The organism is Geobacter sp. AOG1 (assembly GCF_019972315.1).
GTDB lineage: Bacteria > Desulfobacterota > Desulfuromonadia > Geobacterales > Geobacteraceae > Geomobilimonas.
On sequence record NZ_BLIZ01000001.1, the window covers coordinates 2,372,358 to 2,395,370 of the forward strand.

The following is a 23,013-nucleotide window of genomic DNA, read 5'->3' on the forward strand; positions in this document are numbered from 1 at the left end:
CAGCATGGCAGAACGTGAACTGGCCAAGGTCTACGAACCGCAGAGTGTAGAAGGAAAATGGTATGGAGAGTGGGAGAGGAGCGGTTACTTCCGCGCCGCGGCCGTTTCTGCAAAGCCTTCCTACAGCATTGTCATCCCCCCCCCCAACGTCACCGGTGCTCTCCACATGGGGCATGCCCTCAACAACACCCTCCAGGACATTCTCTGTCGCTGGAAACGGATGAGTGGCTACAACGTCCTCTGGATGCCGGGGACCGACCATGCCGGCATTGCCACCCAGAACGTGGTGGAGCGGCAGTTGGCGGCGGAGGGAAAGGATCGTCACGAGCTGGGTCGCGAAGCCTTCATCGAGCGGGTCTGGCAGTGGAAGGGTGAATCGGGCGGGCAGATCATCGGCCAGTTGAAGAGACTCGGCGCCTCCTGCGATTGGGAGCGTGAACGTTTCACCATGGACGAGGGGCTTTCCAGGGCGGTCCGTGAAGTGTTCGTCAGGCTCTACGATGAAGGTCTCATCTACCGCGACAACCGCCTCATCAACTGGTGCCCCCGCTGCCATACGGCACTCTCCGACATCGAGGTGGAGCACGAGGAGAAGGCCGGCCATCTCTGGCACCTCCGGTATCCTGTTGTCGGGAGCGACCGCTGTCTCGTGGTGGCGACAACCCGCCCGGAAACCATGCTGGGGGACACGGCCGTTGCGGTACATCCCGAAGATGAGCGCTACCGGGAGCTGATCGGCAAGACGGTGCTCCTCCCCCTGGTAAACCGGGAGATTCCCATCGTTGCCGACGACTACGTGGACAGGGAATTCGGCACCGGCGTGGTGAAGATCACTCCGGCCCATGACTTCAACGACTTTGAGGTGGGGCGGCGGCATGGCCTTGACGTCATCAACGTCTTCGACGAGTCGGGTGTCATCAACGCTGCCGGCCACCAGTACGAAGGGCTCGACCGCTTCGTCGCCCGGAAGAAGGTCATCGAGGACCTGGAGAATGCGGGGCTACTGGAAAAGATTCAGGACCATGCCCTGGCAGTGGGTGGCTGCTATCGCTGCAAGACGGTCGTGGAGCCGTACCTGTCCCTCCAGTGGTACGTGAAGGTTGGACCACTGGCAGAAGAGGCGCTGGCTGCAGTGAAGGATGGACGAACCAGGATCGTTCCCCAGCAATGGGAAAACACCTACTATGACTGGATGGAAAATATCCGCGACTGGTGTATTTCCCGGCAGATCTGGTGGGGGCACCGCATCCCCGCCTGGTACTGCGACCATTGCGGCAAGGTGACGGTCGCCAAGGAAGACCCGTCGAAATGCGCAGCCTGCGGCAGCGATGAGATCCGCCAGGAGACCGACGTCCTCGACACCTGGTTCTCCTCGGCTCTCTGGCCCTTTTCCACCCTGGGGTGGCCGGACCGGACCCCCGAACTGTCGACCTTCTACCCGACCTCATGTCTCGTGACCGGCTTCGATATCCTCTTCTTCTGGGTGGCCCGCATGATGATGATGGGGCTCCACTTCATGGGGGAGGTGCCATTTCGGGACGTGTACATCCACGCCCTGGTGCGGGACGCCCAGGGTCAGAAGATGAGCAAGTCCAAGGGGAACGTCATCGACCCCCTGACGGTGATCGACCAGTACGGCACCGATGCCTTCCGCTTCACCCTGGCTGCCTTTGCCGCCCAGGGGCGGGACATCAAGCTGGCGGAAGAGCGGATCGCCGGCTACCGCAATTTCGCCAACAAGATCTGGAACGCCTCCCGCTTTGCCCTCATGAACCTGGAAGGGTTCACCCCGGCCGACGTGGACCCGGCGACCCTGCCGCTCACCAATGCCGATCGCTGGATCCTCCACCGTCTGAACGAGGCTGCACAGGAAACGAAGGATGCTCTGGACGCCTTCCGCTTCAACGATGCCGCCGGCACCCTCTACCGTTTTACCTGGAGCGAGTTCTGCGACTGGTACATCGAGCTGGTGAAGGACGACCTCTACCGGGGAGAGGCCGAACGCCAGCAGACGGCTCGCCAGGTTCTCTGGACCGTTCTGGAGCACCTGCTCCGCCTCCTCCATCCGTTCATGCCGTTCATCACCGAGGAGATCTGGCAGAGCCTGCCCGGGGAACGGCCGGTGCTGAGCATCATGCTTGCGGACTACCCGCAGCCGCGCCCGGAGTGGCAATTTGCCGAAGGTGCCGCCGAGATGGAACTGGTCATGGCGGTCATCACCGGCATCCGTGCCATTCGGGGAGAGATGGATGTGGCCCCTGCACGGGAGATCGCTGCCATTCTCGACTGTGGCTCAGAAGGGAGCCGCAATCTCCTGAAGCAGAACGAGATCTACGTTATGTCCCTGGCCCGGATTTCCGACCTGGCAATCGGTAGCGGGGTTGAGGCCCCGGAGGACGCTGCCGTGCAGGTGGCGGGGGACGTGAAGATCGTCGTGCCGCTCAAGGGGCTGGTGGATGTGGCGGAGGAGGAAAAACGCCTTCTCAAGGAGATCGGCAAGGTGGACAAGGATATTGAATTCCTTGACAAAAAACTGTCAAATCCGAGTTTCGTGGAGCGCGCCCCGGCCGACGTTGTGGTCAAAGAGCGGGAGAAGCTGACGGAGTTCGCCGACAAGAAACAGCTTTTGGAAGAAAGCCTGGTGAAGATCCGCCGATTACGGTAGGGGCAACCTCGCGTTTGTCCACAACAGGGCGATTACGTGAATCGCCCTTACAGGGGTTCCATTGTCACTGCCAATCATCTTTTACCTATTTGCCTTCATATTCGGTGCTGCGGTCGGCTCCTTCCTGAACGTCTGCATCTGCCGACTCCCCAAGGGTGAATCCATCGTCTTTCCCCCCTCCCATTGCACCCGCTGCGATTACAAGATACGGTTCTACGACAATATTCCCATTGTCAGCTATCTTCTGCTGGGAGGGAAATGCCGCTCCTGTCGAGAGCCGATCTCCTTTCAGTATCCCGTCGTGGAACTGCTCAACGGCCTGCTGACCCTCTTTCTCTTCGTCAAGTTCGGCCCGACGCTCACCTTCGCCGTACTGTTTTTGCTCTGTGCGGCCCTCGTGGTCATAACCTTCATAGACCTGGAGCACCAGATCATTCCCGATGTCATCAGCCTTCCCGGCATTGTGGTCGGCTTGGTCTGCTCCTTCTTCCTCCCCTGGCTCGGATGGTTCAATTCCCTCATCGGTATTCTGCTGGGAGGGGGAAGTCTCCTCCTCGTGGCCTATGGCTACCAGTTCCTCACCGGCAAGGAGGGGATGGGAGGGGGCGACATAAAGCTCCTCGCCATGCTCGGGGCATTTCTCGGCTGGCGATCGGTCCCGTTCGTCATCTTCGCCGCATCCCTCGCCGGGTCGATCATCGGCGTGAGTGTCATGCTGGCCAAGGGGAAGGACAGCAAGCTGGCAATTCCCTTCGGCCCGTTCCTGGCGTTCGGTGCGGTCCTCTACATCTTCTTCGGCCGGCAGATTATAACCTGGTACCTGAGCCTTGGGAGGGGAGGGGGAGGGTAGCCTTCATGAAGCCAGTCCGTGTAAATCTCACCTTTGCCATTCTGGCCTCCCTCGCCTGTCTGCTGAGTCTTACCTGGATACTGCTGAGCCTCATCTCGTTCAAGACCGCTGAAAAAGATCTTCTGACCCAGAAAAACGGGGAAGGGCGCATCCTCCTCGCGTCGTTCGTCAATCTTGTTTCCTTCCCCCTCAAAAGTCTCAGCGACGCGACACCGGCCGGCTCGTTTGCGGTGCGGCTTGCCAACGAACGCGCCATTGCCGGCCTGACCGTCGTCAATCCGGATGGTTGGGCGATGTACCGGGTTGCCGAAAGGGGGGAGCTGGATGCCGGCTTGACTAAGGCATTGCGGACTGGAGTCGCCTCATCTACGTTCAGCAGCGACGGCAGGCTCCTGTACCACTATGCGCCACTGTGGGATGGCACACGGATCGCGGGGGCTGCCCGGCTTACCCTTTCTCTGACCGCCGAGCGGGATCGCCTGACCCGTTCACGTCACCTCTTTCTTTACTATTTCATTCTCGATTTTCTCCTTCTGCTCGGACTGGGGTCGTTTCTTCTGGCCCGTGTTGTCGTTTCTCCCATACGAAAACTTCTGGTGGCAACTGAGCGGATAACCGCCGGAGACTACAGTCACATACTCCATATCCCCGGTTGTTCAGAGATAGTTGAGCTTTCCGATTCGTTCAACTTGATGCAGCTGGCGCTCAAGGAGAAGCAGGAAGAGGTTGCGGCCCACGTGCATTCCCTTCAGAAGGCCAATCTTGAGTTGCAGACGGCCCGCGAGGAGACGATACGTTCGGAAAAAATGGCGTCGGTGGGGCTTCTTGCAGCGGGAATGGCCCACGAGATCGGTTCACCCCTCTCAGCCATAATTGGCTATGCAGGTATCCTGCGGGACGAAATGGCGTCCGATCCGGACAAGGCAGATTACCTGCGAAGGATCGAGCAGGAGGCCGGGAGGATCGACCGCATCGTCCGTGACCTTCTGAATTACGCCCGTCCGACCCCCGCCGAAAATGAGCGGGTGGACGTTGCGCCGTTCCTGCGGGAAGCCATGGAGATGCTCGAACGCCAGGGAATCTTCAAGAAGATAACCATGAGCCTTTCCATCGCTGAGGATCTGCCGATGGTATGTCTTGACCGGCACCAACTGTTGCAGGTGCTGATCAACCTCGTGCTCAATGCACGGGATGCCATGCCGGATGGAGGGAGGCTGGGGGTCAGCGTCGCTGCCGACGTCATGAAGACGGCATATGATCGGTCGGAGTCCACCAGTCATTTTATTACTATGGGAAGACGCAGGGAAGATTTCGGGGGGGTATTCCGAACGCCGTTCCCGGATGATGAATTTGCCGCTCCCTGTGTGCGGATAGCTGTCAGCGACAGCGGAGGAGGGATATCTCCCGAATCTCTGGAGAAAATATTCGACCCGTTTTTCACTACCAAGGAGCCGGGGAAGGGGACCGGTCTCGGCCTTTCCATCTCCGCCAGCATCATCGATTCCTTTGGCGGACGTATCACCGTGGAGAGTGCGCCGGACCAGGGATCCCGTTTTAGCATCTGGTTGCCCGCCTGTCCTGTGGAGAGTGCGCCGTGAACAATAATAATCTGAAAATCCGCATCCTGGTGGTCGAGGACGAAAAAAACCTCAGACACATGCTGAAGGTCATGCTTCAGAAGCAGGGATACGCCGTCGAGGAAGCCGCCAACGGCAGTGAGGCTTTGGAAAAGGCCTCGACTGGGGGGTATGATTTCATTCTCAGTGATATCAGGATGCCGGTCATGGACGGGCCGGAGTTTCTCCGCCAGGCGACCGACGCCGGCATTGTCGCCACCATTATCATGATGTCGGCGTACGGTACGGTGGATACCGCCATAGAATGCATGAAGCTTGGGGCCTACGACTATATATCCAAGCCGTTCAAAAACGATGAAATCCTGTTGGTTCTCAAGAAGGCCGAAGAGCGGCAGCGTCTTACCGTAGAGAATCGCCGATTGAAGGAGGCGATACACCGGGAATTTTCCTTTGCCAATATCGTCAGCAGAAATCCGCGCATGGGAGAGATTTTCTCCCTGGTGGAAAAGGTGAGCGATTATAAAACTACCGTGCTTGTCCTGGGGGAATCGGGTACGGGGAAGGAACTGATAGCACGGGCCATCCACTACAATAGCGGCCGCAACAATGCCGAGTTCGTGGCGGTGAACTGTGGTGCCATCCCCGAGAGCCTGCTGGAAAGCGAGCTCTTCGGCCATGTGCGTGGCGCCTTTACCGATGCCTCGGCCGACAAGGCGGGACTGTTCGAGCAGGCCGACGGCGGCACCCTCTTTCTCGACGAGATAGGTGAGATGCCGCTTTCCCTGCAAACCAAGATCCTGCGCGTATTGCAGGAGGGGGAGATACGGCGGGTTGGTGCAACCGCACCCCAAAAAGTCGACGTCCGGGTAATCTCGGCCACTTCCAAGAATCTGGAACAGGAGGTGCGTGAAGGAGGCTTCCGGGAGGATCTCTTTTTCCGACTCAATGTCTTTACCATCAACCTTCCGCCACTGCGGGAGCGCCTGGAGGATATCCCGCTTCTGGTGGCCCATTTCCTGAGCAAGTATGGTGAAAAATTCGGTAGACCAGGGGTCGCGTGTGCCCCCCAGGTGCTGAAGGAATTCATGAAATACGCGTGGCCGGGCAATGTGCGGGAGTTGGAGAACGCCATAGAGCGCGGTCTCATCCTCTGTGAAGGGGACCTGTTGACCATGGATTGTATGCCGGACGGCATGCGAAATATGCGACCTGTCGGCTATCTCCCAACGGATACCCTATCCATCAAGCAGGCAGGCGAGATGCTGGAACGGGACTTCATTCGACGTGCCCTGGAAAAGACAGCCGGCAACCGGACCCACGCCGCAAAGCTTCTGGAAATAAGCCATCGTGCTCTTCTTTACAAGTTAAAGGAGTATGGCATGGAGTAATAGTTAACAAAATATAATAAAAAACTTGTAATAATACGACGGCTGTGCAATAACTGCATGGCCGTTTTTTGTTGTAATACCGGCCAGATACCATCCCCGGGAGGTGGGTGAATGACACGTGGTACGGCGACGGTGTATCTGTCAGCGGATGGAGCGGGTTCAGAAAACGGCTTTTCCCTGCTGGAGCTGCTTGTCGTGATTGGAGTGATGGGAATAATCACCGCTCTGGCTTTCCCTGCCTTCAGTTCTTACTATGGCGATTGCTGCATGAAATCTGCGGCCTGGGAGATCGTCGGGATGGTCAAGGAGGCCAAGCAGTGCTCCCTGGTCGACGACAGGTGCTACGCGGTCGGTTTTGACCCGGGCCGCGGCACGGTTTCTCTCATAGCGGATCGTGGCCCCGACGGTGAGTGGAACACCGGTGACGACAAGGTGGTGCGCGTTTTCCGGCTGGCCGACAGGGGGGGTGGTGTCCGGTTCGGGTACGGCAGCTGCGGGCCGATACCCGGGTATGCACCCACACCGGACGGCATAACGTTTCAGGAGAACAACACCATTGTCTGCAATCCTGAATTGACCGGAAACGCGGGAACCGTCTATCTCAGCGCATCAAGCGGTGCCGCCTTCGCCATAACCGTCAATTCCCGGGACTTCAGCTGTGTGCAGCGCCGCTGGAACGGCAGTGCGTGGGTAAAGCTATAGTCCCGTACCCGGTGGTATGGCAGGGTGAGTGACAGGACTGTGCATCTTTTGCATAGTCCTTTGTTTTTTGCGGCCGTCTGAACTCTCCGGTACTACGTGAAAAATCACTGTTTTGGTGTAGATTTTTTCAAGGGTACGAAAATTGCTATGAGATAAGAACGGTAGCATATCTTTACTGGTGTGAAGCTGTTTCAAGGGGAATCCATGCTGAAATCCGTTGCTCCCATCCTTCTTTTCCTTGCGGTTACCGGCAGTGCCGTTGGGGCTGCTGCCGAAGAGTGTCGCGACACTGGTGCCGACGTGCAGATCATGACGATCAGCGAGGCAAACGATCTCCTGCGTGGAATCGGCGAGGTAAAGTCGGTCAGGTTTTCGCCGGTGCAGGGGCTGTACGAGCTGTCCGTCGTCAATAACGGCCGGCAGGCGACGATTTACGTCGACTTTGCCCGAAAGCACCTCATTCCGTCACCCATATTCAGCCTTGCCACAAAAAAGCCCATCGCTCCCGAACTACCTGTTGTTTCCCTCCCATTATCAAAGGTTGACAACGCCACGGTGCCGATGGCCAACTCCATCATCATCGGCAACCCGGAAGGGGCTCGAAAGCTGTTCGTCTTCACCGATCCCGACTGCCCTTTCTGTGCCAAGCTCCACGTGGAACTCTGGAAGCTTACCACCCTGGACCCCCAGGTGACCATCTACGTCAAGATGTTCCCCCTCAAGATGCACCCTGCTGCGTATGACAAGGCGCGGGTCATCCTCGGCGCCGGCACGCCGGAGTTCCTCAACAAGGCGTTTGCCGGTGAGTCCCTCCCCGCGCCGGGTCCGAAGGATACAGCCAAGCCGGTGGATGACACCATTAAGTATGCCGAATCCATCGGGATAAGTTCCACACCCACAATGATTCTTCCCGACGGGCGCATCATCGTCGGGTTCAAAAAAGCCGAAGAGCTCAAGGCTCTCATGTCAACCGTCAGCGATAAAGGTGCAAAGCCATGATGAAATCAACAGCGAGGTACACCATGAAGGCCGTCGGTACGTTTACGAAAATGCTCCCGGTCGTCGTTGCCCTATTTATCTCAATCCTTCCGACCATCGCTCAGGCCGATCCTGGCACCAACTACTGCATCACTCCTGCGTTCATCACCAGCAGCATACCCCCCAACCTGCTCCTGATGATCGACAACTCGACCAGTATGTACGACATGGCCTATGCGGACGAAGGGCAAAAGGACGCCAACGGGAATATTACCCGCCAGCCCACGTACTGCTACGACGAGTCCTACAAGACAAATTACTGTTCCGGCGACACTTCGCGCAGCTGCAGCCAGGATTCCGACTGCGTGGTCGGCCAGACCTGCCTGAACGCCTATGCCGGCTATTTCGAACCGAGTACCGGCTACGAGTACGACTTCACCAATAAGTACTTCTTTGTTCCCACGACCCTTCCCACTTCGTGTGACAAGTACGTAGCCAACACCCTCTGCGTCGGCTTCGATACCAATACCGGCCTGTTGAACAAGTTCGTGGCACGGGGGAACTACCTCAACTGGCTCGCCGCGTCCAAGTTCGACGTAGAGAAGAAGATTCTTACCGGCGGTAAATACGTCACCGGCCTCTGCTCCGGCAACAGCAACCGGGCCTGCCTTTCCAGCACGACTGACTGTGCTTCGTCGCAGACCTGCAACGCCGTCACTACCCCCTTTCTCCAGGCGGAGTCCCGCGGCTGCCTGGGACAGGGGTTCATCAAGGATGCCTTGACCACGGATTTTGTTAATTTCTCTTCGACCCAGACCGATCCGAACCTTGCCAACAAACTGGGTATTGCCTTTGCCGTGAAAGGGCCGGAAGAAGTAAACCCTGCCTCTCCGTCCCAGGGGGGGCAGACCTCCATTGAAATCTACCAGGGCGACTACAATGCCAAGGTGTGCAATGATGCGATCACGCTCTGGAACACCCCGAATGTCAACCAGACCTCCCTCAGCAACGCCGTGTCGGCCTGCATCAATTACAATACAAAGGCGACCAACTATTGCCAGGGGGATCCGGCCCGGCTCGTGTTCGCCACGTGTATTTCCGATGCCGACTGCACCAAGCCGGTTGCCGCGGTTTCGGGGAAATGCAGCAACGGCGGGGCGTCCTGTTCCAGCGATCTTGATTGTGGCACCACCGTGACGCCGGGGAAATGCAGCAACACCGGCGCTTCCTGTACGAGTGATGCTGTCTGCGCCGGCACCACTACGCCGGGGAGATGCAGCAATAACGCGAGCAAAACCTGTCTGGGGCCGAATGACTGTACCGTCCTTCCGATTTCGGGTAACTGCAAGTTGGGGGGGGGGGCGTGCACTTCGGATGGCAACTGCGCGCCGGCGAATTACTGCAGCGTCAGGACCGACAAGACGTGCACTACGCCGGGTACAGCCTGTCAGGGCACGTGGGGAACCTGTATGGCTAATACCTGCTCAAACCCGCTGCCGGTGGCGGGGAGCAGCGGCACCTGCACCAACCCTTCGCCGACGACGGTAAACCCCGGCACCTGTTCCGCACCGGCTCCCACGACGAATACCGTCGGCCTCTGCAACAGCCCGGCCCCGGTTTCCGGGGGGACGCTCAATGACGGCCCCTGTATCGATCCGAGCAAGTCGGGGGTAGTCAAGACCAAGGTTGCCTTCACCGAAACCATCAATACCTGCTGGCAGTACATCGGCAAAGGGACCCTCGGCACGGGGGACTTCACCCGGCTTACCACCGGCGGCAAGTGTACCGATGTCTACGCGGCCTATGGCGTCTGTTCCGGGGACCACTCCAAGGGGTGCGGCGCCGATACCGACTGCAGCGGCGCACTGGGTGGGAGCTGCCTCAAGGGACCCGCGTATATCCTTCCAGGGAATCCCGCCCTTGTCTGCAGCTCGGACTACCTGGGGGGGTTCTACACCGGGAGTGCGCCGACGTGGGACGCGAACTCCTGGACAAACGACACGGGGCAGGTCGACGCCTTCAAGCGGTACTGTAACGCCACCCAGCCGTCGGTCATAGACCCCACCGATTCAGCCGCGAACACCTCGAACGCTGAGCAGCTTCCGGCACTTCTCGGAGGGATCGGGCTGGAAGGACAGCTGGGACCTCCGAAGGGGAAGGTGCTGGTCAGGCTCAAGAAAGCCACCCAGCCGGCCGGCCTTCTCCAGGAGTTCGGCAACCGGATACGGGTCGGTGCCATGCAGTTCAACTTTGCCGGTTCGGCCACCGAATCTTCATCCACCTTCGGTGCAGTAATATCCACACCGAAAGTCTGCTCTAACGACCCCGCCAAGCTGTGTGTCATGGATGTGGATTGCAACGGCAACACGGGCACTACCTACACCTGTAATCCGACCACCGCCAATACAAACAACCTGGATGGAGCGAGCATCATCTATGATGTGGGGAGAGGACTCTGCTCCGCATCGACGACGACCGTCTGCCACACTGCCGCTGACTGCTCGTCGGGAGAACGTTGCTACGCCAACCGCTGCTGGATTCCTTCAACTACCGAATGCAACACCGACAACAACTGTCTCAGTAGCCAGGTCTGCGTCAGCGACGGGGCGGGTGATCACGTAACGGCGAAATCACTGGTCAGTTCCATCGATTTAATCAGAGCCGATTCCTGGACCCCCTTCGCGGAAGCCTATTATAACGCCATCGGCTACTATGCCACCGTGAAACAATGCTCCAACTCGACAACCTCGTGTTTCTTAGACAGCGATTGCAGCAGTGGTGGGCTCTGTAACAAGGTCATCAGCAGCAGGACGGCGCTTAGGCTTAACTCGAACGATTACAGCGGCAGCCGCAATCCCTCCCAGTACCGGTGTCAGCAGAACTATGTCCTGCTCGTCAGCGACGGGAGTTCGACTGCCGACCAGAATGCCAGTTCCAGCAGTCTGGCAGACCTCTATCATGTTTCCGCCGGCAAGCCGGCTACCTGGGTCAATACCTGTCCCAATTATGCAGGGAGCAAGAATCTTCCTATCCTTTCCTGGGTCGCCAGGCACCTGAACATCTCAAGCTTCAGCCTTTCCACCACCCCAACGGCCACGGTATGTTCCGGCAACAGCAATCAGATCTGTTCTGCTGATACCGATTGCGCGCTTGGACAGACATGTCTCAATATCCCCCGGAACGGCCGCGACAACATCAGTACCTATGTGGTATACAACGGCGGTTCCAACGGTCTGACCGACGAATGCAGTTCGCTGCAGCTTCTCTCTGACACCGCCACGAACGGTGGATCGACTCTGCAGGTGGCAAGCAATCCTGCCCAGCTCTCCACGGCATTGCGGAATATATTCGAAGAGTTGGCCGCCAAGGCGGCGTCGGGGACGGCCGCATCGATCCTCAGCAACAGCGAGGGGAGCGGCGCGAACATCCTGCAGGCGGTGTTTTATCCGAAGAAGATCTTCAATAGCGAGACATCCGCCAAGTGGATCGGTGAAATGCAGAACCTCTGGTACTACGTCGATCCCAAGATCAATAACAGCACCATCAGGGAGGATACGGATTACCCCGGCTCCGGAGACCATACCTTGAATCTGATCAGCGACAAGGTGGCCACCTTCATTTTCGACCAGAGCACCAACCAGACCATGGTTCAGTTGCAGCAGGATACCAATGGTGACGGCATAGGGGATAGCGCCGTTACAACGGTCGATCCCGATGCGGTAAAAAGCATCTGGCGCGCCGGAAAACAGTTGTGGGCAAGGGATCTCACCCTGTCGCCCCGGACCATCTACACCCCGTTGCTTTCGGGGGGGACCGAAGAGGGAAGCACCGGCCTGATGAAATTCACCTACGGAACCATCGGTTCTACCTCATTCCCCGATAACTCTACCGTGTTGCAGCCGTACCTGCAGATGACCGACAGCGCCAGCACCCTTAAGCTGATGAAGTACATCCATGGTTTCGATTTTCCCGGCGACGCAACCATGCGGCCCAGAACGGTTAAGATTGGCAACATACCAGCACCTACGGTGGGGATCGACCCGACCGACCCCTATGTCACCAACCCGCGGGACAAGGGGATCGGGGTCTGGAAACTGGGAGACATCATCTCATCCACGCCGCGCATCCAGTCGACGGGAAGGCAGAACACCTATGATGTGCAATTGCCGGGCGGTTACGGCGATACGTCCTACGCCTCCTTCATCAAATCCAATGAGTATCTGAGCCGCGGGATGGTCTATGTGGGGGTCAACGACGGCATGCTCCACGCCTTCAAACTCGGCATCCTGGATGTGACCGCCACCGACTTCACCAAGGCAACATTGAGCGGTACCGACCTCGGCGAGGAGCAGTGGGCCTTCATTCCGAAAAGCGCGCTGCCGTACCTGAAATACACGACTGACAAGGATTATAGCCATCTCTATTTTGTCGACGGCTCGACCATCATCCTGGATGCCAGTATCGGCGTGTATACCAGCGGAACCGGCAGCTGTACCAATGCAACCTATGACCAGTGCATCAAGAATCCGATCGTGGTGGATACCGCTACCAATAACCTGGATGCCAACAAGAATACCTGGCGTTCCATCCTGATCGGCGGCATGGGGCTGGGTGGGGCATCGAGCAAAGCCAGTTGCACCGGACTCGACTGCGTCCAGACACCGATTACCGACCCGGGCGATACGGTCAACAATCCGGGACTTGGCTATTCGTCGTACTTTGCCCTGGATGTGACCAATCCCGAAACTCCCAAGCTTTTGTGGGAGTTCAGCGGCGACCCTGCTAATAATCTCAACCTTGGGTACGCCACATCCGGTCCGGCAATCGTCAGAATAGGTGATTCCACCAAGAATGGTAAATGGTTTGCGGTGTTCGGTTCCGGGCCGACCGGGCCGATCGACACGGACAACCGCCAGTTCCTCGGGCGCTCCAACCAGACTCTCAAATTCTTTATTCTCGACCTGAAGACAGGGACGCTCGTGAGAACGATCGATACTGGCATCGCCAATGCATTCTCCGGTTCCCTCGTCGGTGGTCCCATCGATACCGACCGGTGGAACGCCCTTGCGGCGGGGAGGTACCAGGACGACGCTATTTATGTGGGATATACGAAGAAGGTAAGTGGCGGTGATTGGACGAATGGCGGGGTGCTCCGGATCATGACCAAGGAGAGTGCCAACCCCGCTGACTGGGAAGTGACCCCGGTGCTCGACAATATCGGACCTGTGACGACGGCGGTCGCCCGGTTGCAGGATCGGAACAACCGCGCTCTCTGGCTCTATTTCGGTACAGGAAGATACTACTTCCGGGCTGGACAAATAATTGATGACTATGACAGCCCGCGGACCATTTACGGGATCAAGGAACCTTGCTACAACTCGGACGCAAATCCGGGGAATTTCCTTGATAAGACCTGTACCACAGCCAGGTTGGTTGGCGACCTCACGGACCAGTCTACCACGCTCCACACAGGTCCCCAGCCCCTCGGGTGGAAGATCGATCTCGATACCTCGACGACTACCTTCGGTGCGGAGCGGGTGGTGACCGATACGGTTGCATTGACCAACGGAGCGATATTTTTTACCTCATTCAAGCCAACCGCTGATGTCTGTGGATTCGGCGGCAACTCCTATCTCTGGGCACTCGATTACAACTCCGGGCTCCGGCCTCCCGACACCACGCTCACCGGCAAGGCACTTATTCAGCTCTCCACCGGTGAGTTCAAGGAGGTTGACCTTTCCACTGCCTTTACGGACAGGGGTAACCGACGGATGGGCTCGGCCATGACCGGCAAACCGCCGGGAGACGCCCCGCCGATCCTCAGTACGAGCGGGAACAAGCCGATCAAGCGCATTCTGCACATACAGGAGCGCTGACATGAACGAGCGTGGTTTTACCCTGGTGGAAATGCTTATCGTCATAGCCATAATCGGGATATTGACGAGTATTGCGATCTATGATTTCAACAGAGAGCGACAGAAGTCCGTCATTGAGGCGGAGGTAAGGGATATGTACACGGAGATCATGAATGCACGGTTACAGTCGTTTTATACTAAACAACCCCGCTCCGTGATCGTGAGCGGAACGCAGTTTAAGGTTATCGACTCGGCATCGAGTGCGATACTCGTGGAGAAGACCCTGAAATACCCCGTTGTGCAGAATACCACGGACACTCAGTTGAATTTCGACAGGTGCGGCCTGACCTTCGGCTCCTTCAGTTCCGTCTGCGTCGAGCCTGCCGGCAATCCCGGCTTCATCGACAGCATCGTCATCTCTGCTGCAAAAATCAACATGGGAAAGAGAGCATCGGGAGGCAGTTGTGGCACAAGTACCATCGTACAAAAATAACGACGGCTTCACCCTGGTTGAGGTCCTGGTTGCCATAGTGATCATGGTGGTCGGGCTGCTTGGACTCCTGGAGGCGGTAAATGTGGCCATGGAGCACAATCTCCGGAACCAGCTGCGTGACCAGTCGGTCTATGTGGGCGAGAAAATATTGAATGACATGCGGGGGCAGCAGTTCGACTCCACATTCACTAACCACACCACTATCCCCATGAGCCTCAGAGGTGTGAGCAAGAAATTCACGGTAGACACAACCACTATCCCATTGGGAGCCGATACGAAGCAGTATGGGGTGGTGGTGAAGTGGACCTACAAGAACAGGAACTATCAGAACCAGGTGGTGACGGTTCGATCACGTTAGTCATCAGTGACTGATGCAGCACGGTGTATTTCACGCGAGGATGTGTACTTTATGATACGAGAACAGCGTGGTTTTTCTCTCGTCGAACTGATAATCGTCATGGCCATGTTTATGGTCGTCATCATGGTTACGACCAGCACCTTCGAGACCATCGTGACCCAGGCGGGGCAGCAGGGGAAATCTGCCCAGACCCAGATCGAGGGGATCGTCGGTCTGGAGGTGCTGCGGGCGGACCTGGAGCAGGCAGGCTTCGGTCTCCCTTGGATGTTTTCGTCGGCCCCAGCGAATACCGCCTATACTGAGGTGAACGTGGGCGCCAATGTGCCGGTTACGTTTCCGACATCCATTACGAGTGCCAACTTTTTCAACGATAATTCGCCGGTATCTCCCCCCCGTGCCATTGTGAATGGCACGACCAACTTCAACCTTGATACAGGGGGAAAAGGGTCCCAATACCTGGTTCTTAAATCCACGGTAAGCGGAGTGGACCAAGTCGCCAAGAAATGGACTTCGTCAGTATATACCGAGACAGGTCGGTCTGTTACCACATGGGGCCAGGCCGACCGGGACTTGGCGGGAAATGACCGTGTCATCGTCATAAAGACCACCTTTACGAACAACCTTCCGAAGCAGCAACTTATAGTGAAAAGTGGACAGTTTTCCACGACCTTCAATAATTACAGTGCTATGACCTTTCCCCATACTCCGGGGGACATCTTTCACATCTACGGTGTGGATAAACCCGCCGGAACAGCGCTTCGGATGCCGTTCAACCGTGCAGACTACTACATCAAGAGACCGTCAAACATATCGGCAACTTGTGCTCCCAACACAGGAATACTTTACAAGGCGGTGGCCAACCACGCTGACGGCTCCCTTTCTCCCGAAATGCCCTTGCTGGACTGCGTCGCCGATATACAGGTCGCCTACGGGCTTGATGCCGCCGGCAATGGTTTTATCGGTGACCATGGCGACAGTCCTCCCGCCAAGCGTCCTCAGGATGCTGACCAGGCGGAGACCATCCGCAACGTCGTGAAGGAAGTAAGGGTCTATATTCTGGCCCAGGAGGGGAAGAGGGATAGGACATATAATTTCCCCAGTAGCTCTATCCGGGTTGGGGAAAGTTTCGGGGGAACCCTGCGGGGACGAGATTTTGATCTAGCTGCACTTATTGGTGCCGACTACACGCATTACCGCTGGAAAGTTTACACAATCGTGGTGCGACCCAAAAATCTGATTCAATAACCTGTGGGTGGAGATTATGCGATACGTTCGAAATGAAAACGGGATAGCGTTGTTGACGGCACTTATGTTCACCCTTATCTCCTTGGGGATCATCATGGCGCTGTTGCAGATGGTTCTCATGGGGACCAAGATGTCAGCCAGCCAGAAAACCTACCGCAACTCCCTTGAGGCGTCCTACGGCGGGGTAGAACTTGTTGCCAAGGAGATCATCCCCCAACTCTTCGGCAATTATTCCAACGGCAGTCGGGCGCTTAACTCCACATTCGGGAGTTCATCCCAAATCAGCCTCTCGCTGAGTGCCTCCTTGAAGGACAAATTGGCGAAGGATACGAACAACTGGCCGTCAACCGCAAACAAGATTCCCGATGCTAAAATCTCGCCAGACATGACCTTCAAGCTTGCGGGAACCAACGGTAACTTCATGGTGTATAACAAGGTAGTCGATACCGTAACCGGTAACTCGGACGTCAGCGGCAGGGACCTGGATCCGGGTATCGGCGTGGCGGGATCGGGGTCGGGGATTGCGCCGAAACACAGTCCCCACCTCATCACCATAGAGGTACAGGGTGAACGGGAAACCAATCCCAAGGAAAAGGCGATGCTGTCGGTGCTTTACGCGTATTGACCGACAACGTTCGGTGGGGGAGAATACACTATTTATTCTGTTTGATTGTAACTGGCCGGCAGTCGCAAAAGGACGACGTAATGAGTTGTCAGTACGTCATTTAACATGGTTAAATGACAGAAAATTTATAGAAAAGCCAAGTATTTTGAAATGAAGTACTACTAGGGCAAAAGCTAACATATTAAAAAACAATGCAAAATATAAACTGGAGATAAATGGAATTCAACTTGCATAAAGTGAGTGCGTATACGGGCAAATACCGCTATTTGATAATTGTTATGCTGTAAGCCTCGGTGAACAGCGTAGATAATGGTAACGATAATACTAAACCATCCGCGAGGGTGGGGCGGAAAGCCTAACGGGTCTCTAGAAGACAGCCAGGTTGCCGAAATATCATACGATATTCGACAACCTTTTTTTTTGTCGTCAGTTATTGTTGTAATCTAAAAAAGCTGTAATATCAATGTGTTAAGATATAGAGAATATAATTTGATATAATTAAAACAAATTGCTTGACATTTCTATTGTTTATTGTAAATTCCATGTAAAATTAGTTAAAGTGGGTATGCTTGCATGAAAAACAAAAACAATGTCAAGAAGCTGCGTGAGCGTAAAATGATAAGCAAGGCGGAGTTGGCTCGTCTTGCCGGCGTTTCCCCGGTTACTATTGACAGGATCGAGAGCGGCATGCCCTGTCGTATGGAAACGAAGCGAAAGATAATTCTCGCCCTGGGATATTCGCTGGCCGAAAAAGACAAGGTGTTTCAGGACTAATTTTCTACAGGAAGCTAATCATGCTATTCTCCAAAAAGAAAGACATAGTCGGTATTGACATCGGGTCGAGTTCCGTCAAGCTCGTGCAGCTGAAAGAGCTTAAGGGTGGCTACGTGCTGCAGAATGCGGGAATCGTCCCCCTTCCTCCCGAAGCCATTGTCGACAATACTCTGATGGACAGCTCTTCAATTGTCGAGGCTGTGAAAAATCTTCTTGCCGGTCTGGGCATCGGCAAGGGTGTCGAAGCTGCCTGCTCCATCTCAGGCAATTCGGTCATCATTCGTAAAATTTCCCTGCCAGCCATGCCTCCTGAAGAACTTGAAGACCAGATTCACTGGGAGGCCGAGCAGTACATCCCCTTTGACATCAATGACGTAAATATCGATTTTCAACTCCTTCCTCCCGATGAACACGATCCAACAAGGATGAACGTTCTGCTGGTGGCCAGCAAGAAGGATATCATCAACGATTACCTGACAGTTTTCAACGAGACAGGCGTAAAGCTTGCAGTGGTCGATGTAGATTCATTTGCCGTTCAGAATGCATTTGAAGTCAACTATGACATGGAGGGAGAGGATGTTGTCGCTCTGATAAACATCGGGGCGAGCATCATGAATCTCAACGTCGTCAAAGATGGTATCTCGCTGTTCACAAGGGATGTGCAGATGGGGGGGAACCTCTATACAGAAGAAATCCAGAAGCAGTTCAGTGTGAGCGGTGAAGACGCCGAGCGCTTCAAGGTGACAGGCGAGTGCCCAGACAGAGAGCGGCTTCAGAACATTATCAGTCGTGTTAATGAGACTCTCGGGCTGGAAATTCGCCGCTCTCTGGATTTTTATAATACGACTGCCGGTGAGGGAAAAATCACCAGAGTATATCTCAGCGGTGGCGGTGCAAAAACCGCCATGCTCTCCGAGGCTGTGGGCCAGCGTTTGGGGCTACCGGTAGAGACCATGAATCCTTTTGCCAAAATAAAGTATGCGGACAAGGAATTTGATGCCGACTACCTGCACGAGATCGGACCCCTTGTAACCGTTGCTCTGGGACTGGCAACAAGGAGGGTAGGCGACAAATGACCAGAATCAACTTATTGCCCGTCAGGGCTGCAAAAAAGAAGGAAACCGCAAAGCAGCAGATAATCATAGCGGTTGTTTCGGTGGCTGCGGTCATTATTGCTGGATTGGCCTTCTATACGGTGATGCTGGCGAAAGTGAGCGGAACTAAAGATGAAATCACGCGCTCAGAGGCGGAGTTACAGCAACTCAAGACCAAGATTGGCGAAATTGATAATATAAAAAAGCTTCAGGCAGAGGTTAAAAAGAAACTTGACGTACTCAACATGCTGCGCAAGGAAAAAAGTGGTCCTGCGGCAAGACTGGCCAAGTTGAGCGATATAACACCGGATAAGATGTGGCTGACAAACTACACGGAAAATGCCGCCAAGGTCACTATATCCGGTCTTGCATACAATGAAGATATCATCGCCACATTTCTCCGGAACCTGCAGGGAGCAGAGCTTTTCTCCGATGTGGAACTGGTTGTTTCCGAGCAGAAAGAAGAGAGCGGTGTCAAAGTTAAAAAATTCGATGTAACGTGCAACATCAAAGGGTTGAAAAAAGAAGAGACACCTGCGCCGCAGAAGAAATAGAAATGACGATAGCAATCCGTTGCCAGGACTGTAATCTTTATGCCTAAAACGGTCGAGGACATTTCATGGACCCACGTATAGAAAAATTGCTGAAGCTCCCGAACAAACAGAAAGCCGCTATTCTGGGGTTTGTTGTTGTACTGATTGGCGCGGGTTTGTTTTTTGGGTTGATAAAACCGAAACTTGATCAGTTGAAAGTCCTACAAGGACAGTTGGAAGGACTTCATACCCAGGTAACTGAAAGCAAAAAAATCGCCGATAATCTTCCCCGGTTCAAAAGCGAATATGCCCAGCTGAACAAGGAGCTGGAGAATGCATTGACCGAACTGCCGAACCAGAAAGAAATCCCGACGCTTCTTACCAGTATTACCAGTGCGGGTAAGGGAGCAGGCCTTGAATTTCTTGTTTTCAGGCCAAAGCCGGAAGAGCCAAAAGATTTCTATTCAGTTGTTCCCGTGGATATATCGGTTTCAGGCACATACGCCAACGTTGGTAATTTTTTCGTTGCAGTCGGCAACCTTCCGAGGATAGTCAACATCAATAACGTTGCGTTTACAAACCCAAAAATTACAGGCGGAAAAACAGTCTATACGATCAATTGTCTTGCTACAACATTCCGTTTTCTGGATAAGAAAGAGATTAAGGATGATAAAAAGGGCAAGAAATAAACAATTTATTTTACTCGCTTTGACTTTGCTACTGGTGCCCGGTTGTCAGAAAACAGCACCACCACCTCAGGCACAACAGCCCCCTGCACCCGTGGTGCAAGTACAAAAACCGGTGCAAAAGCAACAATCTTCTGCGCGAGTTGAGGGGCCAAAAACCTCAGTGCTGGATTTCAACCTCAAAAAAGATCCGTTCAAGCCGTTGATCGTGGCTGCGACGCCTACTGCTGGTAAAACGGCGGCACCGGTGATCTCCAAAAATGCTAATCTTCTGCCAATACAGTCTTTTGATTCAAGCAAATTCAAAGTTTCTGGCATTGTTGCCGGACTCAAGGAAAACAAGGCTCTTGTTATCGACCCTGCCGGCAAGGGGTATGTCGTAAAGCAGGGTATGCTTATTGGTAACAATAACGGACGGATAACGAAAATCAGCAACAATGCTATTGAAATTGCCGAGCAGTACCGCGACGAAAGCGGCCATACGAAAAAAAGGGTTATAAAGCTTACCCTGTCCCCAAAACGGTAAGGAGAGTTCCAGATGAGAATGAATTCAGCCCGGGTTTGCCTCAATAAAATAGTAATTGTGATGGTGTTGGCGCTCGGCGCCGGTTGTGCACAGCAGAGGGTGAATCTGACGGATGGGAAATCATCCGATACTGCTCAGCCAGTGATTCAGGCTGTCAGCGTGGCGCCAGATGCGTCTCAAGTGGAAATCTCCGTTTCGCAGCCGGGTACGTTTACGTTCTACAAGACTACAGACCCTGCGAAGGCTGTCGTTGACCTGGCTGACACGGAACCGGGCAACTTTAAATCCCTGGAAGTCAATTCAGGAGTCATAAAGCAGATAGACGCCACGAAGCATGTATTCAGCGGTGGTTCTTTGACCCGTGTGGAAATCAGCCTTGCTAAAGATGTGGATTTTACTGTTGGAGTTGATCCTGCCGACAAAAACAAATTGGTAGTAAAATTTCCGTCGCAGCAGCACGAGCCCGCCGTCGTCGCACAAGTTGAAAAACCGGTCATCGCGACTCCAGAACCCGCCCCACAACATACTGAAACAACAGCGGTTGTTCCCGTTGAACCGGCGCCGGTAGCAACCGCACCTGCACCGGTGGCTGTTAATGGTTCCCAGCAGCGAACAGTGAATGCATTGAACGTTGTTCAAAACGGAATCGAGATCGATGTCGCAGGAGGAGTTGACACTTTTAACGCTTTCAAGATGACGAAACCCGATCGGATCGTCGTGGACGTTTTCGGCGCAAAAACCAGCATTGCCGCTAATGCTGTAGCGATCAACTCCTTCGGCGTCGGAAAAGCGCGTATTGGCCTGACCCCTGAAAAAGTACGAATTGTTTTGGATGCAAGTAGCGGCACGATTGCTCCTTACGAAGTTACCAAGACGGACCGCGGCCTTAAGGTGGTTATCGGGGAGTCAGCCAATGCCTCCGTAAGTGGAGCGTCGGGCGTTACGGTACCATCGGGCAAGGTGGAACCTGCCGGTGCTGCACGTGAGCATGGACCGTCTTCCATTGAAGCAATCGATTTCAATGTCCAGGATGGAATTTCTAGGATCACGATCAAGGTTTCGGGTAATTGTACTGCGGGCAAACCGGTGAAATCAGCAAAGGGATTGAGCCTATCCATTGCAGGGTGCCAGATTCCCCGCAATCTACAGAGAACTCTTGATACCAGCTCATTTGTAAGCACCGTTCTGAAAATCACACCGTATCAGGCAAAGGTCAAGAGCGGCCATGAAACAAGATTAATGGTAAAGCTACGCACCGATGCGCCTTCCGAAGTCAAACAAACAGGAAACGTTATTACCTGGGATATCAAAAATGAGGGAATCAGTGAAGCAACACTGATGTCCGAGGTTGCCAAGACGCAACCACCTAGCCAGATTGCGTCGGCAGTGGAACCGGTAACAATAAACGAAAAGTCATTACAGAAAACGGGCAGTGATAAAAAGGTTTATACCGGCCGGAGGGTTACCCTGGAGTTTTCCGATGCCGATGTAAGAAAGATATTCCAACTTATAGCAGAAGTCAGCAATCTAAACTTTCTCATTGCTGACGATGTCACGGGGACAATAAGTATCAAGCTGGTGAATGTTCCATGGGATCAGGCCCTCGACGTAATTCTTGAAACCAAGGGCTTGGAGATGAAGCGTGACGGTAACATCGTCCAGATCAAGCCAAAGGGCAAGTTCAAGACGCAAGAACAGGAAGACGCTGAACTCAAAAAGGAACGCGAACGGCGTATGGAGCTTCAAACAGTGGTGTTTGATATCAACTATTCGTCTGTAACAGATGTGGCAGCCCAGTTGAAGACGGTGGCAACCCAGCGTGACGGGGTCAGCATCTCCCCCGACAGTCGCACTAACAGAGTAATAGTGACAGACATTGCCCCTGCCATTGAAAGGATGAGGTTTCTTCTTAAAAATCTCGACATACCGGAAAAACAGGTCATGATCGAGGCACGCATCGTGGAAGCAACCAGTACCTTTACCCGTGACCTAGGTGTTCAGTGGGGGATTCATTACAAGGACGGATCAGCTTCACTCCTTGGCATCAATCAACTTGACACCGGTTTCGGTGGTGTGGTCACTCCTCCGCCGAGCGCGGGGTTTCAGGATTCCAAAAGCCCAGGTGGTGCCATTGGCATGTCCTTCGGCAAGCTGACGAGCAACATCCAGATCGATATGCGTCTTTCTGCTGCTGCGGTAGCCGGTCTTATCAAGATCGTCTCGACGCCGAAAGTTGTCACTCTGAACAACAAGGCGGCCAAAATATCCCAAGGCCAGTCGATCCCTTACCAGACTATTTCTGCAGAAGGGACCAAAACGGAATTCATCGAGGCGGCGCTGACCCTTGAGGTTACCCCGCACATTACGGCGGATGGCAGTGTCAGCATGAAAATCAAGGCTTCCAACAACTCGGCTGGAGTTGGCTCGCCGCCTCCCATAAACAAAAAGGAAGCTACGACCGAAATGCAGGTGAAAAATGGGGAAACTACGGTCATAGGTGGCATTTATGTAGACAGTGACACCACCAACGACCAGGGAGTCCCGTATCTGAGTGACATACCGCTCATCGGCTGGCTGTTCAAGTCGAACACCACGACCAAAACCAAGACCGAACTGCTGATTTTCATAACGCCAAAGATTGTGTCTTAGGGCTGACCACTACTG

The 23,013-nt window shown here is 54.6% G+C and carries 17 protein-coding genes and 1 riboswitch; all 17 genes read left to right on the plus strand.

Annotation, left to right across the window (positions count from 1 at the left end):
* Nucleotides 1-4: 4 nt before the first annotated feature.
* Nucleotides 5-2,665, plus strand: a complete 2,661-nt coding sequence (locus LDN04_RS10850) for a valine--tRNA ligase (protein WP_223910077.1) — start codon at nucleotides 5-7, stop codon at nucleotides 2,663-2,665.
* Nucleotides 2,666-2,726: 61 nt separating this feature from the next.
* On the plus strand, nucleotides 2,727-3,515 hold the full coding sequence (locus tag LDN04_RS10855; RefSeq protein WP_223910080.1) for an A24 family peptidase: 789 nt from the start codon (nucleotides 2,727-2,729) through the stop codon (nucleotides 3,513-3,515).
* Nucleotides 3,516-3,520: 5 nt separating this feature from the next.
* Nucleotides 3,521-5,113 carry a sensor histidine kinase gene (locus LDN04_RS10860; RefSeq protein WP_223910083.1) on the plus strand — a complete coding sequence of 531 codons (1,593 nt, stop codon included), beginning with the start codon at nucleotides 3,521-3,523 and terminating at the stop codon, nucleotides 5,111-5,113.
* Nucleotides 5,114-5,172: 59 nt separating this feature from the next.
* Nucleotides 5,173-6,480 (plus strand): sigma-54 dependent transcriptional regulator, encoded by a 1,308-nt coding sequence (locus LDN04_RS10865; protein ID WP_238482241.1) that lies wholly within the window; start codon nucleotides 5,173-5,175, stop codon nucleotides 6,478-6,480.
* A gap of 111 nt (nucleotides 6,481-6,591) precedes the next feature.
* On the plus strand, nucleotides 6,592-7,182 hold the full coding sequence (locus tag LDN04_RS10870) for a prepilin-type N-terminal cleavage/methylation domain-containing protein (RefSeq protein ID WP_223910086.1): 591 nt from the start codon (nucleotides 6,592-6,594) through the stop codon (nucleotides 7,180-7,182).
* Between the two features lie 204 nt (nucleotides 7,183-7,386).
* Nucleotides 7,387-8,181, plus strand: a complete 795-nt coding sequence (locus LDN04_RS10875; protein WP_223910088.1) for a DsbC family protein — start codon at nucleotides 7,387-7,389, stop codon at nucleotides 8,179-8,181.
* On the plus strand, nucleotides 8,178-14,036 hold the full coding sequence (locus LDN04_RS10880; RefSeq protein WP_223910091.1) for a pilus assembly protein: 5,859 nt from the start codon (nucleotides 8,178-8,180) through the stop codon (nucleotides 14,034-14,036). Before LDN04_RS10875 ends, LDN04_RS10880 begins: the two co-directional genes overlap by 4 nt.
* A 1-nt stretch (nucleotide 14,037) precedes the next feature.
* Nucleotides 14,038-14,508, plus strand: a complete 471-nt coding sequence (locus LDN04_RS10885) for a Tfp pilus assembly protein FimT/FimU (protein ID WP_223910093.1) — start codon at nucleotides 14,038-14,040, stop codon at nucleotides 14,506-14,508.
* A complete protein-coding gene (locus LDN04_RS10890) occupies nucleotides 14,480-14,866 on the plus strand; it encodes a prepilin-type N-terminal cleavage/methylation domain-containing protein (RefSeq protein ID WP_223910096.1) in 387 nt (128 codons plus the stop codon). Before LDN04_RS10885 ends, LDN04_RS10890 begins: the two co-directional genes overlap by 29 nt.
* 51 nt (nucleotides 14,867-14,917) lie before the next feature.
* Nucleotides 14,918-16,111 carry a prepilin-type N-terminal cleavage/methylation domain-containing protein gene (locus LDN04_RS10895; protein WP_223910099.1) on the plus strand — a complete coding sequence of 398 codons (1,194 nt, stop codon included), beginning with the start codon at nucleotides 14,918-14,920 and terminating at the stop codon, nucleotides 16,109-16,111.
* Between the two features lie 64 nt (nucleotides 16,112-16,175).
* Nucleotides 16,176-16,736 carry a pilus assembly protein PilX gene (locus tag LDN04_RS10900; protein WP_223910101.1) on the plus strand — a complete coding sequence of 187 codons (561 nt, stop codon included), beginning with the start codon at nucleotides 16,176-16,178 and terminating at the stop codon, nucleotides 16,734-16,736.
* 313 nt (nucleotides 16,737-17,049) lie between these two features.
* A riboswitch (cyclic di-GMP riboswitch) is annotated at nucleotides 17,050-17,126 on the plus strand.
* A 183-nt stretch (nucleotides 17,127-17,309) separates the two neighbouring features.
* Nucleotides 17,310-17,510, plus strand: a complete 201-nt coding sequence (locus tag LDN04_RS10905) for a helix-turn-helix transcriptional regulator (protein WP_223910104.1) — start codon at nucleotides 17,310-17,312, stop codon at nucleotides 17,508-17,510.
* 20 nt (nucleotides 17,511-17,530) lie between these two features.
* Nucleotides 17,531-18,586, plus strand: coding sequence for a type IV pilus biogenesis protein PilM (gene pilM / locus LDN04_RS10910; protein ID WP_223910108.1), 1,056 nt, complete (start codon nucleotides 17,531-17,533; stop codon nucleotides 18,584-18,586).
* Complete coding sequence (locus LDN04_RS10915) at nucleotides 18,583-19,158, plus strand: PilN domain-containing protein (RefSeq protein WP_223910111.1); 576 nt, start codon at nucleotides 18,583-18,585, stop codon at nucleotides 19,156-19,158. The genes pilM and LDN04_RS10915 overlap by 4 nt, the downstream gene beginning before the upstream one ends.
* Before the next feature lie 65 nt (nucleotides 19,159-19,223).
* On the plus strand, nucleotides 19,224-19,826 hold the full coding sequence (locus LDN04_RS10920; protein ID WP_223910114.1) for a type 4a pilus biogenesis protein PilO: 603 nt from the start codon (nucleotides 19,224-19,226) through the stop codon (nucleotides 19,824-19,826).
* Entirely contained in the window at nucleotides 19,804-20,349 is a 546-nt protein-coding gene (locus LDN04_RS10925) for a pilus assembly protein PilP (RefSeq protein WP_223910117.1), read from the plus strand. The genes LDN04_RS10920 and LDN04_RS10925 overlap by 23 nt, the downstream gene beginning before the upstream one ends.
* Nucleotides 20,350-20,361: 12 nt before the next feature.
* Nucleotides 20,362-22,998: a type IV pilus secretin family protein gene (gene pilQ / locus LDN04_RS10930; RefSeq protein WP_223910121.1), complete on the plus strand. Its 2,637-nt coding sequence runs from the start codon at nucleotides 20,362-20,364 to the stop codon at nucleotides 22,996-22,998.
* Nucleotides 22,999-23,013 lie beyond the last annotated feature (15 nt).

What these genes read in the sequence shown, in the direction of transcription:
- LDN04_RS10850 (WP_223910077.1), top strand. Translation starts at nt 5, where the DNA reads ATGGCAGAACGTGAACTGGCCAAGGTCTACGAACCGCAGAGTGTAGAA.
- LDN04_RS10860 (WP_223910083.1), top strand. Translation starts at nt 3,521, where the DNA reads ATGAAGCCAGTCCGTGTAAATCTCACCTTTGCCATTCTGGCCTCCCTC.
- LDN04_RS10865 (WP_238482241.1), top strand. Translation starts at nt 5,173, where the DNA reads ATGCTGAAGGTCATGCTTCAGAAGCAGGGATACGCCGTCGAGGAAGCC.
- LDN04_RS10870 (WP_223910086.1), top strand. Translation starts at nt 6,592, where the DNA reads ATGACACGTGGTACGGCGACGGTGTATCTGTCAGCGGATGGAGCGGGT.
- LDN04_RS10875 (WP_223910088.1), top strand. Translation starts at nt 7,387, where the DNA reads ATGCTGAAATCCGTTGCTCCCATCCTTCTTTTCCTTGCGGTTACCGGC.
- LDN04_RS10880 (WP_223910091.1), top strand. Translation starts at nt 8,178, where the DNA reads ATGATGAAATCAACAGCGAGGTACACCATGAAGGCCGTCGGTACGTTT.
- LDN04_RS10885 (WP_223910093.1), top strand. Translation starts at nt 14,038, where the DNA reads ATGAACGAGCGTGGTTTTACCCTGGTGGAAATGCTTATCGTCATAGCC.
- LDN04_RS10895 (WP_223910099.1), top strand. Translation starts at nt 14,918, where the DNA reads ATGATACGAGAACAGCGTGGTTTTTCTCTCGTCGAACTGATAATCGTC.
- LDN04_RS10900 (WP_223910101.1), top strand. Translation starts at nt 16,176, where the DNA reads ATGTTCACCCTTATCTCCTTGGGGATCATCATGGCGCTGTTGCAGATG.
- LDN04_RS10905 (WP_223910104.1), top strand. Translation starts at nt 17,310, where the DNA reads ATGAAAAACAAAAACAATGTCAAGAAGCTGCGTGAGCGTAAAATGATA.
- pilM (WP_223910108.1), top strand. Translation starts at nt 17,531, where the DNA reads ATGCTATTCTCCAAAAAGAAAGACATAGTCGGTATTGACATCGGGTCG.
- LDN04_RS10915 (WP_223910111.1), top strand. Translation starts at nt 18,583, where the DNA reads ATGACCAGAATCAACTTATTGCCCGTCAGGGCTGCAAAAAAGAAGGAA.
- LDN04_RS10920 (WP_223910114.1), top strand. Translation starts at nt 19,224, where the DNA reads ATGGACCCACGTATAGAAAAATTGCTGAAGCTCCCGAACAAACAGAAA.
- LDN04_RS10925 (WP_223910117.1), top strand. Translation starts at nt 19,804, where the DNA reads ATGATAAAAAGGGCAAGAAATAAACAATTTATTTTACTCGCTTTGACT.
- pilQ (WP_223910121.1), top strand. Translation starts at nt 20,362, where the DNA reads ATGAGAATGAATTCAGCCCGGGTTTGCCTCAATAAAATAGTAATTGTG.